Source organism: Corynebacterium sp. UMB2355A (genome assembly GCF_033877495.1).
GTDB classification, from domain to species: Bacteria; Actinomycetota; Actinomycetes; order Mycobacteriales; family Mycobacteriaceae; genus Corynebacterium; species Corynebacterium pseudogenitalium.
Genome location: NZ_CP138855.1, coordinates 1,341,270 through 1,353,733, shown reverse-complemented (window position 1 = coordinate 1,353,733; position 12,464 = coordinate 1,341,270). Strand labels below are relative to the sequence as shown.

Here is a 12,464-nt window from a genome sequence, read left to right as displayed (position 1 = left end):
GACTCACCTGCCTTCTGTTGCTTCCTGTTGATGGGGTGCAATGAAATTTAAGACTGGCCGCAAGGGTGCACAACTACTTTTGCGTATCGCGATGTATTGCCACAGGTCAGCGACCTGCGAAATGTGAATAATATTTCCCAAAACTGAACCGCTTGGTCTACTTTGTGCGGACTGTGGGGGCACATGTCGGTGCAGCCCGCTAGGGTGGTTGGGAAAGAACACAACGAAGGAGCACACATGAACCTCACCACTGCACGACTCGCACTGCGCGGCATCAGCGGCGCCTGGAACTACTTCCGCGAACTCAACAGCAAGCAGCAGCGTGACGTCTACGAAGCACTCACCGAAGCCATCAAGGACGACAACATCGACGACCTCCACGACCTCGCCGACGTGCCACAGCTCGAGGGGATCTACGACGCCGCGCGCCAGCAGGCCGGCAAAGTCACCCGCGCCAGCCACGCGCGTATCGACGCCCGCCGCGCCCTCCACGCCGCGACCGCCCCTGACCGCAAGGCCCGCCAGATCGCGCTGAAGAAGGAAGCGCGCAAGCGTGGGACCGGCTCGAAGGTCCTGTTCGCCTCCCTCGGTGCTTGCGCGCTCGCGGTCGGCGGCTGGGCGCTGTGGGAGTTCTACCTGCGCGAAAAGCTCGAGGAGCGCAACCACGAGCCGAAGCACGCGCTGCGGGAAGACGCGACTGAGGGCACGTCTGAAGGCACGGCCACGCTGGTGTATTCCACCGATTCCGCCGACGACCAGTTCAGCACCCTCGACGCCCTCGACGAGGACCAGCGCCGCGCTACGAAGTAGCTGCTAGCTGGCGTCCACCCGCCACGCCAGCAACAGGTGGTTGACCAGGCGGGTCTTCACGTCTGGGAAAAGGTTGCGCAGATTCGCACTCATGGGGCGGGTCACCACGATGAGCTCGGCGGCGATCTCGGAGGGAGTCAGCGCTGGGTCCACCAGGCCGTGAGCGGCGGCGAGGTCCAGCAGCTCTTGGGCGTGCGCGAAGAACTCGTCGCGGCGCTGCCGCACCGTGGGCTCCAGGGCGTGCGGCGGCTCGTCCGCCGGGGCCGCCACCAGCATGCCGATACCCGAGTCGGCGCACGCCCAAATGAAAGCGCGCCACTGCTCCTCCGGGGCGCTGTCAAACTTGGCCAGCGTGTCCCCCAGCTTCGCGTCGAGCACGTCAATGAACTCGAGGGCGCACGCCTGGCGCAGGTCGGCGCGCGTCGGAAAGTGCCTGTACAGCGTGGCGATGCCCACCCCAGCGTGCTCCGCGATCTCGCCAAGCGTGACCTCCGAGTTCGGGCGGGTGCGGAAGTTCTCCACCGCCGCCCGGATCAGCTGTTCGCGCTTCTGTCTCGCATCGGCTCGCATGGTGCTTCCTTTCCGCTTGACATTAACTGATAGTCAATCCTACGCTTAGCACCATTCTGCAACGAAAATCAACCAAAGTAGGTGTTCAATGGACTGCATCCTACGAGCCGTCGACGTCGTCGTGCGCCCAGGGAACAACCCGGTCAACCTCGAGGTTGGCGAAGGGTTCACGCTGGTCACATCGCCTCGCGAGTCCGGCGCGTCCACACTGAGTATGGCGCTCGCCGGCCGCTACGAACCACACAGCGGCACCATCGAGCTTTTCGACGAGCCCACCACCGCCCGCCAACGCTTCCCCGAGATCGCCCTGGCGGGCATCTCGCTCATCGACTCCGTCGAGCGCTCCGTGCCCACCAAGGAAATCATCCGGGAGCAAATCTCCTGGGAGCTGCCGTTCTTCCGCCTCATCCCGCGTGACCTGCTCGGCCACGAACTTGTCGAACCCTGGCTGGAACCCCTCCAATTCGACCTGGACGAGGACAAACTCAAGCTCGGCATCGGCGACCTCAGCATCGTCGACCGGATGCGGTTGCGTGTACTGCTCGCGCTCATCGCGCGACCAGACGCGCCGCTCATCATCGTCGACGACCCAGACCAGCTGCGTAACTTTGAGCTGCGCAAAGAATTCATCGACAACCTGCGCGACGTCGCAAAACTCAAACCTGTGCTGGTCAACAGCGTGAACAAGGAGGACCTATGATCGCAGGGCTGCACATCGGCAGCAACTTCCGAAAGTTCGGTCACGGCAAACTGCCGCCGCTCGCCATCATCGCCATCACGCTCATCCCGCTGCTCTTCGGCGGACTGTTCGTCTGGTCCTACTACGACCCGCTGGGCAACCTGCACAAGATGCCCGTCGCCCTGGTCAACTCGGACGAGGGTGAGCACGGCCTTACCGTGGTGGAAGAACTCATGGACGAGCAACCCATGGACTTCCGCCTGGTCAGCGCGGAGGAAGCCCAAAAGGGCGTCGCCGACGGCACCTATTACCTTGGCGTGGAGATCCCCAGCGACTTCTCCGAAGCCGCCGAATCCGTCAACTCCGACAACCCCCACCAGGCGAAACTCAACATCTCCCTTAATGAGACCAACGGGTTCATCCCCACCATGCTGGGCAACCAGGTCACCATGATCATGAGCTCCGTCATCTCGGAGAGCGTGAGTAAAGAGGTGGTCAACCAGCTCTTCGTCGGCTTCAACACCATCCACGACGGCATGGTGCAGGCCGCCGACGGCGCGGGCAAACTCGATGACGGCGCGCACAAAGCCAAGGACGGCAGCGGCAAACTGAAGGACGGCGCCGGCAAGCTCAACGGCGGCGTCGGGGAGCTCGACAACGGCATCAAGAAGCTCGCCGACGGCGCGCAGCAACTCGACTCCGGCATCGGCGAACTCCAGCAGGGCGCCAACACGCTCAACGAGAAGCTCGGCGAAGCCTCCCAAGGCGCCAACAAGCTTGCCAACGGCCTCACCGCCCTCCAAGACGGCACCGCCCAGCTCGGCGCCGGAGCAGCCGCCATCGCCGGCGGTGTAGGCAAGCTGACCTCCATCACGGACCAGCTCAACGTGGCCCAGAACACCTTCAACAGCATCAACGCCACCCTGGACCAGGCCATCCGTCAGCTCGACGCCACCCCAGTTCCCGGCGCCTCCGACCTGGCCAATCAGGCCCGCGGCCTGAAAGCTCAGCTCAATGCCGACCAGTTCGTCGCCATGAACCCGCAGATGATCAACGACCTGACCAGGCTGCGCAACGGCGCCCACGAACTGTCCACCCAGCTCAACGACCCCACCGCCAAGTACCGCTCCGGCATGGACCAAGCCGCCGCCGGTGCGCAGACGCTGGCGCAGGGCCTGCGGATGCTGCAGGACGGCTCCGGCACGCTCGTGGTGGGCGTCGGCAAGCTGAAGGACGGCTCCTCCCGCCTCGTCGTGGGAGCGAACTCCGCAGCCGAAGGCACCTCCAAACTCGCGGGTGGCTCCAACCAGCTCGTCGTCGGCCTCAACGACCTGAACGACGGCCTGGTCACCCTCAGCGACGGCACCGGCGAACTCAGCCTCAAACTCAACGAAGGCGCCGACAAAGCCCCAACCTGGGAAGGCGACCGCCTCGAGAAAGCCACCGAGGCCGCCGGTAACCCCGTCGTACACAACAACACCGGCGACGAACTCACCTTCTTCGGCAAGGGCCTCTCCCCCTTCTTCCTGTCCCTCTCCCTGTGGATCGGCGGCCTGGTGCTCTACATGATCCTTGCGCCGTTCTCACGCCGCGTCATCGACTCCGGCACCAACCCCTTCCGCATGGTCGCCCACACCCTGCTGCCGTCCCTGATCGTCGGCTTCGTGCAGGCCGTGCTGCTGTGGCTCGTGCAGGTCGTCGCGATCGGCGTCGAGCCGAAGCACCCACTCGGCCTGTTCGGCGTGCTGTGGTTCGGCTCCTGGGTGTTCATGTCCCTCATCCTGGCCATCAACATGGTCTTCGGCCCCGCCACCGGCAGACTGGTTACCATGGCGCTCATGTCCCTCCAGCTGGTGGCCTCCAACGGCCTCTACCCGCCCGAAGTGCAGCCAGGGTTCATCCAGTGGGTCCACGCCTGGGACCCGATGCGCTTTACCGTGGATATGATCCGCGTCGCCTTCTTCGGCAACCACGCCGAAGACCCGCGCCTGCTGCGCGCCATCGTGGTCCTCACACTGCTCGCAGTGGCCGCGTGGTTGATCAGCGCGTGGGGCATGTGGAAGCGCCGCATCCTCAACGACAAGGACATCCACCCAGAGCTGTCGCTGTAAGGGTTTGTGGTTGCTGGGGGCCGGTCCCTGGCACCACATTCCTATTTGGGGGTTCGGTGAGCTGGGGAAACGCTGTGGCGCATTTTCGAGATTCGGGAATTTGGTGTCTGGGCAGGGGATGCGCGCACCAAATTCCTGGATTTTGGCAGCCGGGTTTGGAAAAGCCCAGGTCGATGGGGGTCGGGGAGGGAATGTGGTGTCCCATCGGGAGATGCCAGTGCCAAAAGACGCAATTCTTGTTGGGGGAAGGGGTAAAAACCCAGCTCGTGAAGAGAGAGTTGCGTGCTTTGGCACTGAGGTGAGGGGGAGTGCACCAAATTCCTCCTCGTGGAGTTGACGACCTGGGGAAACGTCGCGTCGCCTTTTCGAGATTCGGGAATGTGGTGTCGTGATGCTTGGCCTGCGCACCAAATTCCCTCACTGGCCCTAGGTGCGTTTAGTGACCTGGGAAAACACGTGTGCGACCTTCGGAAAATCACGAATTTGGTGCGCTCCCCCTTCTGCAGGTGACTTCTACGACTGGTAGACTCGCAACATTGTTGATGCGTCAACACGCATTGCGATCTACCAATAACGAAGGAGCACACTATGTCTACATCCGCAAAGCTTGCATCCGTTGCCCTGCGCGTCCCGACGGGGCTTTTCATTTTGAACTCTGCCCTGGGCAAGTTCGGCCTCAACCGCGAGGCCGCCGAGGGCCTCCAAGGCATGGCTGCCACGGGCATCCCTGCGCTTGGCAAGTTGGATCCGGAGCAGTTCGGCAAGGGTCTCGCTGTCTCTGAGGCAGCGGTGGCCGGCGCGCTGCTCGCCCCCTTTGTGAGCAACCGTCTCGCCGGTGCGGCCCTTGGCTCGTTTGGCGCTGGCATGTTGACGATGTACTTCAACAACGACGCCATGACCGAGGACGACGGCATCCGTCCTTCCCACGATGGCCTTTCCCTGGCGAAGGATTCGTGGCTGGTTTCGATGGGTGCGGCGCTGATGGCGTTGCCGAAGAAGCGGAAGTAGCCGATTCCCTTTACTGCAAGAGAAAACCCGGCCCGCGCACCGTGTGGTGTGCGGGCCGGGTTTTGTTATGCCCTGACCTCAGCCTGAGACGGAGTCAACGTTAGTTGTTCTCCGCTGGCTTGTCCTCGGCAGGCTTTGCTTCCTCGGTGCCCTGATCGTCCTTCTTGGAGGAACCGTCAATCAGGGTCTGGTTGCCGGTTGCCTTGCCCAGCTGGTAGGAGGACGTTGCTTCGTCCACACCACAGCTACGCAGGACAACGTCCATGATGATCAGGCCGGCGGTGATGGCACCGAGGGCGCCACCTGCGAGGCCGATCATCTGTGGGTTCGCTACCTGGAACGCACCCTGCAGGCCGGCTGCGCGCTCTGCGCGGTCGCGGTCGTAGATACCCAGGCCACGCTGGATGTCATCGTTAGCGCGCTTGATGGCTGCGTTGACCTCTGCGCGCAGGCTCTCGAGGCCCGGAATGCGGACCTGGGAGAGGATGCCCAGCGGGATCAACAGCAGCAGTGGCGACGCCATGCCGACCAGACCAGCGATGCACTTCGGGTCCTTGAAGTTCGCGTTCGAGGAACCCTTGGTTTCCTTCGTAACGGTGATATTTACCTCAACATCGACTGGAGCACCCTGAGCAGAGTTCGGGAAGATCGGCACGATGGTGAGGTTGCCATTCTTCTCCGGGGTGATGATCCACTTGCCGTCCTTGAACTCCTTCGTCGCCTTACCGCCGACAATGTCGAAGTCGACCTTGCTCAGGTCAAGCTTCACGCCAGAGTCAGGGTTGAGCTGGATGGTGATGACGCCGGTCTTCTCGTTCTTCTTAATGATGAAGAGCTTGTTCGGGTCGGCAATGTTTGCACCCTCGGAGGTGGACCAGCCCTTTGGCAGGACGGAGATGGTGTATCGAGTCACCAGGTCACCGTTGGCGTTGTACTCCTCAACAACCACAGACTGGTTTGCAGCCTTGTCCGTCGGAGTGAAGACGGAGTTATCAGCGCTGATGTCAGTGAGAAGATCGCGGCCCTTGACGATGGCCAAGGTGTTGTCCTTGTCCTTCTTCTCGATGGTCTGCGTCTCACCAACAAGAGCGCCCTTCTGAACCTCATCGAACTTACGGACCTTCGGCGCCGTGATGTTCAGCGTGTAACGGTTGACAACGTTGCCGTCTGGGTCAACCTCCTGCACGATGCCCGACTTGCCAGCCGAATCCTTCACAGGCTTTGCAACCCACTCAGAGATCTTGTTGCTCTTGCCGTCGACAGAACCGCTGTCCTGAACGTTAGTCGTGAAGTTCTCGGAACCACTAACCCACACCATGGTGTTCGGGTTGATCTGCAGCACGCGGAACTCAGACGATTCTGGGATCTCGAAGGTGCGGTTGCTCTTGTTCTCGCCAGTGCCGACGGTGAACTCGTAGTTCGCGTACACGCCACGGTCGTCAGCGATCTGGAAGGTGAAGACCTTGCCGATTGCTGCCTCGAGCGGCACGAGCTGGAACTCGTTCGTCTCCTCGGAGTACTTGAAGTACTTCTTGAACTCGCTGGTGATGTCCTTACCATCTGCCAGGGTACCCTCGAGGACCTTGAAGACCTTATCGTTCTCGTAGCGGGCCAACTTCGCGGTGCTATCCGTCGTGATCACGCGCTTGATGACCTTGTTCAAGTCACGACCAGGCTTGAAGTTGATGGTGTAGCGCTCGAAGACGTAGCCGTCGTTCGTGCGGTTCTCGACGACAACGGTGCCTTCTGCCTCACGCTTCGGCTCCAGCTTCATGATGGAACCTTCTTCAGGCTTCGACTTCAGCAGCTCCTCGCCCTTGATGAGCTTGAGGTCGGTGCCCTGAATCGTCAGGTCGTTGTCAGTGGTGAACTCGTGGTTCAGCTCCTGGACGTGACCCGGCTCGACATCAACAACCCACTCGGTGATGACAAGGTCAACGTACCGCTTGCCGTCCTTGTTCTTCGGAGCCTTATCAACAATGATCTTCGGCTTCTTCGGGTTATCATTGTTCGGGTCGAGCAGGCTCTCGTCAGCGATGGTGGAACCCTCAGGAATATCCTCTACGTCGAGCCAACGCATGGTCTCCTGGATCTTGACCTGGCCCTTCGTGCCCGGCTTGAAGCGGAAGCGCAAATCGGTAGTGTCACCGTTGTCGTTGGTCTTCGTATTCTTCTCATCCTTGACGACCAAGTCCTCACCCTCAGTGATGGTGAGGTTGTTGTTCGTGGCGTTGCCAGCGTTAATCGTCATGTAGGAACGATCAACCGCCTCACGCTGCAGCACGCGCTTTTCGAAGGTGTCCTGGTTGAGAGCAGGGTTAATCTGAATGTTCCAGATGTTGCGCAGCTCACCCTTGTCGTCGTTCACCTGAACGACGACCTGGCTGCCCTGAAGGTTATTGGCAGCTGCGTCGGTCGGCTTCACGACCCACTTGCCATTCTCTTCAATGATCTTCGCGTAGTCTTCACCGCTGACAATCTTGATGGTGTAGTTGTCGCGGCGCTCGATCTCGACCTTGCCATCGTGGTTGATGAGAACGTCACGGATGTCCGGGCCAGCATTCACGTCCTTCTTGACGATGAACGTGAATTCGTAGGTGCGGCCGTCCTTGTCGGTGAAGGTGACGGTTGCTTCGCCTTCAGCGCCTTCGTTCGGAACGATCTTCCAGTTGTCGCCGTCCTCGACGATCTCCTTGATGACCTTGTTCTCGTCGGAGGTGATCTCGAACTTGGTACCACCACGACGCTCAACGAAGCCCACGGAGGTGTTGAGGATCTCGCGGGTCACCTTGTAGGTGGAGTTGATGTTCTCAATGGTGATAATGTTCTGCTTCTCTTCACCGTTCTTCGACGTGATCTTGACGATCACCTCACCGTGAACATCCTTGTCCTTCGGGGTGATGACGAGCTTGCCAGCACCATCGTCCTTCACGGTCGCGATGTCGCCACCCTCGAGAACCTCTACCTTGTCACCCTTGTCCAGCGTGATGATCTTGGTGCGATCAGAGCCACCCTGGTTGATGTTGTAGAAGTAGTTGTTCACGATCTTGTTGAGGTGCTCGACCTCACCAGTGCGATCGTTGATCTGCAGCTCGTAGATGTACTCGTTGCCGTTCTCATCGGTAACGACGATCTCAACAACACCGGATCCCTTGAAGTCATCCTTCGGCTTGATGATCAGGTTGTTGTCCTTATCGCGATCCACGATCACGAGGTCCTCGCCCTTCGTGATGCGCCAGGAGTAGCCCTGCTTCTTCAGATCGCCCATGTCAAGGATCTTCTTCTCGTCCTTGTGACGGATGTCGATCGTGTTGTGGATCTCGTAGACTTCCTTCTCGATCCGGGTGTAGTACTCCTTGATGATCTCCTGAACGTTGACGTTCGTGGAAGTCGTCGTGACCGTGGACTGCTCGGTCTTCGTCTCGGTGACGTCAGTCGGGGTGACCTCAACCGTCGTTGGGACGGTCGTGTAGTGGGTCTCCGTCGTCGGGGTGACGTGCTCCTTGACCGTGGTCACGACTGGGCGCTCAGTAACGGTCGTCGTGTTGGTGACTGTCGAGCCTGGAACAACCGTCTCAACGATCGACGGCTCCGGCGTGATGGTCTTCGTGACCGTGACGTCCTTGCCGTTTTCACGCTTGGTCGTCGTCACCGTCGACGGCTCGTGAGTAACCGTAGTGGTCTTCGTCTCCGCCGGCTTCGTTACAGTCGTTACCTTCGTGGTCGGCGGGATTTGCTCCCAGCGGGTCTCGGTCGCCTCTGGGACTGTCACGACGGTGGTAACCGTGCTCTTCGGCAGCGTCACTGTCGTGTTCGTGTAGTGAGGCTCCTGCGGCTTTGGCTGCTTCGGCTTCTCCAGACCTGGCTGGTACGGCGTGATCAGACGCTGGGAAGTGTATTCACGCCTCCAGCTGAAATTCAGGTTGTAGTTGTTTGGCATCAAGACAACGATGTATTCGCCTTTGTTGTAGCTCTTGCGAACCTTTTCCATCGCTCCCTCGTTAACGACGAGGTAGTAGTTCGGCCCCGGGTTTGCCCTATCAACACGCTTGTAGCGAATCTCGAAACCGGTCAGCTCGGTGAACATCGCGTCACCCATCAGGTTCGGGCGAACCTCGTTGAGGTATGCAAGGTTGTTGGAAACCAACGCCTGCATGTACATCATCTTGCGCTTAACGCCCTCGATGTCGCCTTTCTCCTGGTCCTCGAGAACGGCCTTCATCAGGTTGATGGCGCCCTTCTCAACATCCGGGTTGATGCGGTTACCAACGCCGTAGCGGCCGGACTGGCCGGTCAGCTTACGGAAGGAGTAACCCTTCGGGTTGTTCCACGGGTTATCGACGCCCCAGTCGATGCACCAGCCCGGGCCGTACTGGGTAGCCAGCAGACCGAGAGCGTTCTGGCCCTTCGGGATCTTCTCTTTCCAGATCTGCTGGCCTTCAAAGACCTTCTGCAGCTCCTCCTGGGAGAGCTGATCGTACTGGCTTGTAACAGCAATGTCTGCGCTTGCGTTCGGCGCAGCAACGTGCACGGTGCTAACGGCCATGACGCCTGTAATCAGGCCGGCCATGATTCGCTTCTTAAGATGTGCGTTTTGCAACGGCTCAATCCTTAAAAATCGTAGGAGATATTCGAAGCAGCCTGAAGACCATCTGAACACGGATCCACAAACTGACAGACATTTATTCAATCACAAAAATCTCCCTGAAAGTAGTCCACTACGCCCCCACCACCACAAAAACACCACCACAACCCACAAAACCACACCCCACAACCCTCAAAAACCCCCTGACCAGCAGCTTCACAAAACCTGTCAAAGTATGCAACAAGAACGTGATCTATCACACTCAAAACACCACTGCCACCAAACAGGGGGGACACGTGTCATCGTGCTCACCTCGATGAACGCCAAAAGGCCCCTTCCGAAAGTGGAAGGGGCCTTCTGCTAGGCGAAATTACTTCTCAGGCTGCGCCGGAGCATTTGCCTCAGTAGTAGGGACCGGGGTTGCGGTCCTGATTACGTCGTTCTTCTTCGAAGAACCGTAAATGAGGGTGTCGTTACCCGTTGCCTTACCAATCTGGTAGGACGAGGTCTTGTCGCCCTGGCCACAGGAGCGGAGCACAGCGTCCGCGATGAGCAGACCCACAGTAATCGTTCCGAGAGCACCGGCTGCGAGGCCGACCATCTCTGGGTTGGCTACGTTGAATGAGGCCTGGAGGCCCGCAGCGCGCTCTGCGCGGTCGGGGTCGTAGATGCCCAGGCCACGCTGGATGCGGTCGTTTGCCTCGCGGACAGCGGCGTTCAGCTTGCCCTGGACGCCTTCAAGGCCCGGAACGCGAACCTGGGACAGGATACCCAGCGGGATCAGGAGCAGCAGCGGCGAAGCGATGCCCACGAGGGATGCGATGCACTTGCCGTCGGAAGAAGTAGCCACATCCTTACTCGTGAGCTCGACATTGATTCGAACTCGCTTCTGCGGCTGACCGTTCACCTGAGGGATGAACGTGATGTGGGTCGTGCCCTTCTCGATGCCGCCCTTACCAGGCTTGATCGTGATGGACCCGTCCGGGTTCGGAACAACCATGTCCGGATCCACCGGCTTGCAGTTCGAACCAGAGCAAATCTCAATGTCGGTCGCGCCACCGCCAGGAACGACAATCTTCCAGGAACCATCTGGGTTCGGGCTGACATCGTGGTTGCCTGGCTTGCCGATGATGTTGCCCTCGGACGTAGCCGGGACGTCGATCTCAATGATGCGAACCGGGTTGCCAGCACCGTCAACTTCCTCGATGAGGACGCGACCAGACTTCTGTGGCAAAGGCTTCACGTTGAAGCTGCCTGGGTGCGTCGGGATCTCCTCGATGAGGTCCTTACCACGAAGGACGCGGAAGGTGTTGCCTTCGCCCGTGGTGATCTTGTCGGTCAGCTTCGGCTGGTAGACACGACGCTCCTCGACGAACTTCAGCACACCACCGCTCTTGGTGATGGTGATGTTGTGCGTCTTCACAACCTTGCCGTTGTTCTTCTCAACGACAACAACCTTCTTGCCCTCGGTGTTCTCGTTGATGCGGAGCTCGAAGCGCTTGTCGGTGTCGTTGACGACGGTGACGTATTCCTTGCCCTCAACAACCTCGTACTTGTTGTTGTTGACAATGGTGACGTCGAAGGTGCCCTGCTCCGTGATCTTGTGCTCAACAACGGAGTTGTTGGAGGAGTCGGAGCCGCTACCGGTTCCCTTGGTGATATCCAAGATGAACTGCTTGTAGACCTTGCCGTCCTTGTCGGTGACGTCGAGGACGACCGTGCCCTCAGCGCCATCCTTCGGCGTGACAGTCCACTCGTCACCGTTCTGGGTCACTTCAACGAGGTTCTCGCCTTCGACGACGGTGAGCTTGTCACCAGGGTTGAGCTCGGTGGTGAACTTGTCATCCGAGGTGATCTTGAACTCGGACTTGTTCGGCTTCGTCAGCTCAACATTGTAGGTGTAGCGGGAAACCGGCAGGCCACGGGAGTTCTGGACCTCGAGGACGATCTTTCCGGAAACGCCTTCCTTGATCTTGATCTTGCCGCCGCCAGCTTCGTTGACGTCGCCGTCGATCAGGTCCTTACCAGACACCACGACGAGCTTCTGTTTGTCAGGCTGGGACAGCACAGGCGCAGGCTGCTCCGAGTTGTCTGGAACCGTGACGGCGTCGAACTCGTGAACCTTAGCAGGCTTGACGTGGATCGTGTACTCGATCAGCGCATGGCCGCCCTTGGACTGCTCGACGACCTTGATATCACCCTCGAAGTCAGGGTTCGGCATCAGGTAGAACTTTTCAGGATTGTCCTGATCCTGAACCCAGCTGAAGTTATCTTCACCCTCTGGGAATACGAACTCGTTAGAGCTCAGGCCCTTCGTCAGGATCGCCGTGTTGCGGTTCGTAATCGTGTAGTCGTCGACTTTCTGTGTCGCAGGCTTCGCCTCTTGTGGCGTCACGATGATCGTGTAGACCGCGACCAGGTTGCCCTCTGCATCCTTGACATGCGCAACGATCAGTCCATCCTTGATCGGCTTCAGGGTCCACTCGCCGGTGCCCTCAAGCTGAGCTGGGTCGACGAGATCCTTACCGCGGGCGATCTCGATCTTGTCGCCGTCCTGACCCTTGACCTTCACAGATCCGCCGACGGCAATGATTTCCGTCTCGGAATCAACGAGAACGTTGCGGCCTTCACGTACGTCGAGGGTGAACATGAAGGTTTCGCCCTTGTCGTTCTTGGCGCGGACAATCACGGTGCCGGTCTG

At 59.5% G+C, this 12,464-nt stretch carries 7 protein-coding genes; 4 read left to right on the top strand and 3 right to left on the bottom strand.

Going from position 1 to position 12,464, the window contains the following annotated elements:
• The first annotated feature begins 237 nt into the window (after positions 1-237).
• A complete protein-coding gene (locus tag R0V12_RS06320; protein ID WP_320072332.1) occupies positions 238-810 on the top strand; it encodes a hypothetical protein in 573 nt (190 codons plus the stop codon).
• 3 nt (positions 811-813) lie between these two features.
• Here R0V12_RS06320 and R0V12_RS06315 read toward each other — a convergent pair whose 3' ends face one another.
• Positions 814-1,380 carry a TetR/AcrR family transcriptional regulator gene (locus R0V12_RS06315; protein ID WP_071573199.1) on the bottom strand — a complete coding sequence of 189 codons (567 nt, stop codon included), beginning with the start codon at positions 1,378-1,380 and terminating at the stop codon, positions 814-816.
• A gap of 88 nt (positions 1,381-1,468) precedes the next feature.
• On the opposite strand from R0V12_RS06315, the gene R0V12_RS06310 reads away from it, so the two are divergent.
• From R0V12_RS06310 to R0V12_RS06300, 3 genes are all read left to right on the top strand, one after another.
• Complete coding sequence (locus tag R0V12_RS06310) at positions 1,469-2,080, top strand: ATP-binding cassette domain-containing protein (RefSeq protein ID WP_070363363.1); 612 nt, start codon at positions 1,469-1,471, stop codon at positions 2,078-2,080.
• Positions 2,077-4,170, top strand: a complete 2,094-nt coding sequence (locus R0V12_RS06305) for a YhgE/Pip family protein (RefSeq protein ID WP_070363364.1) — start codon at positions 2,077-2,079, stop codon at positions 4,168-4,170. The genes R0V12_RS06310 and R0V12_RS06305 overlap by 4 nt, the downstream gene beginning before the upstream one ends.
• A gap of 588 nt (positions 4,171-4,758) precedes the next feature.
• Entirely contained in the window at positions 4,759-5,178 is a 420-nt protein-coding gene (locus tag R0V12_RS06300; protein ID WP_070363365.1) for a hypothetical protein, read from the top strand.
• 100 nt (positions 5,179-5,278) lie between these two features.
• Here R0V12_RS06300 and R0V12_RS06295 read toward each other — a convergent pair whose 3' ends face one another.
• Together R0V12_RS06295 and R0V12_RS06290 are read right to left on the bottom strand one after the other, a co-directional pair.
• Complete coding sequence (locus R0V12_RS06295) at positions 5,279-9,778, bottom strand: hypothetical protein (RefSeq protein WP_320072331.1); 4,500 nt, start codon at positions 9,776-9,778, stop codon at positions 5,279-5,281.
• Positions 9,779-10,133: 355 nt separating this feature from the next.
• Positions 10,134-12,452 (bottom strand): hypothetical protein, encoded by a 2,319-nt coding sequence (locus tag R0V12_RS06290; protein WP_320072330.1) that lies wholly within the window; start codon positions 12,450-12,452, stop codon positions 10,134-10,136.
• Positions 12,453-12,464: the final 12 nt, after the last annotated feature.

Bases quoted from the DNA above. Each gene is read 5' to 3' on its own strand.
- R0V12_RS06320 (WP_320072332.1), top strand. From the start codon at position 238: ATGAACCTCACCACTGCACGACTCGCACTGCGCGGCATCAGCGGCGCC.
- R0V12_RS06315 (WP_071573199.1), bottom strand. From the start codon at position 1,380: ATGCGAGCCGATGCGAGACAGAAGCGCGAACAGCTGATCCGGGCGGCG.
- R0V12_RS06310 (WP_070363363.1), top strand. From the start codon at position 1,469: ATGGACTGCATCCTACGAGCCGTCGACGTCGTCGTGCGCCCAGGGAAC.
- R0V12_RS06305 (WP_070363364.1), top strand. From the start codon at position 2,077: ATGATCGCAGGGCTGCACATCGGCAGCAACTTCCGAAAGTTCGGTCAC.
- R0V12_RS06300 (WP_070363365.1), top strand. From the start codon at position 4,759: ATGTCTACATCCGCAAAGCTTGCATCCGTTGCCCTGCGCGTCCCGACG.